Raw genomic sequence first — 1,125 nt, 5'->3', positions numbered from 1 at the left:
CTAACTTAGAAGAAGAAAACAATATATTAAAACAAGATAAAATTAATTTACAAAATAATTTTCCAATAATACAAAGTACTTATGTATCTGACAATAAACAGTGGTATGTAAAAGAATTTAATAAAGATAATGGTAAAAAAATTAAACAAACTGTTTTTGCAAATGATAAAAAAACAATTATTTGTATACAAGAATACAATCAACATACTGATAGTTTAATTCAACAAATTAATTATCAAGCAGATGGTAAAACCATTAGTTTTATCGATGAATATGACAAAGATACTGGTCGTTTAATGAAACAAATTAATTATCAAGCAGATGGTATAACTATTAAATCTATCAATGAATATGACAAAGATACTGGTCTTTTAATTCAACAAATTAATTATCAAGCAAATGGTAAAACCATTAGTTTTATCAATAAATATGACAAAGATACTGGTCGTTTAATGAAACAAATTAATTATCAAGCAGATGATATAACTATTCAATCTATCAATGAATATGACAAAGATACTGGTCGTTTAATAAAACAAATTAATTATCAAGCAGATGGTATAACTATTCAATCTATCAATGAATATGACAAAGATACTGGTTGCGGAATTCAACAAATTAATTATCAAGAAGATGGTATAACTATTCAATCTATCAATGAATATGACAAAGATACTGGTTGCGGAATTCAACAAATTAATTATCAAGAAGATGGTAAAACCATTAGTTTTATCAATAAATATGACAAAGATACTGGTCGTTTAATGAAACAAATTAATTATCAAGCAGATGGTATAACTATTCAATCTATCAATGAATATGACAAAGATACTGGTTGCGGAATTCAACAAATTAATTATCAAGAAGATGGTAAAACCATTAGTTTTATCAATAAATATGACAAAGATACTGGTTCACCAATAATGCAAATTTGTTTTAAAGAAGATGGTAAAAACATTAGTTATATCAAACAATATGACATAAAAACTAAAAAATGAATTAACACAATAAATTTTTAAAAAAAGTATAAGGTTTCGCAACACTGCGGAATTGGTCTTTTTTTATATATAAAAAAACCTAAATTAAATTTAGGTTTTTAGTTTTATTTAGTTTAATTTAAAATAT

At 23.7% G+C, this 1,125-nt stretch carries 1 protein-coding gene; it reads left to right on the top strand.

The genetic code is table 11. The features are described from left to right. The coding region (locus tag V9D86_RS02270; protein WP_334331183.1) for a DUF2963 domain-containing protein at positions 1-998 on the top strand (998 nt) is incomplete at its 5' end. Positions 999-1,125 lie beyond the last annotated feature (127 nt).

Origin of the sequence: Candidatus Phytoplasma prunorum, assembly GCF_036924415.2 — a bacterium.
Lineage (GTDB): Bacteria > Bacillota_I > Bacilli_A > Acholeplasmatales > Acholeplasmataceae > Phytoplasma > Phytoplasma prunorum.
Note: the sequence above shows the minus strand (reverse complement) of the source record. Positions and strands in the feature narration are given on the sequence as shown.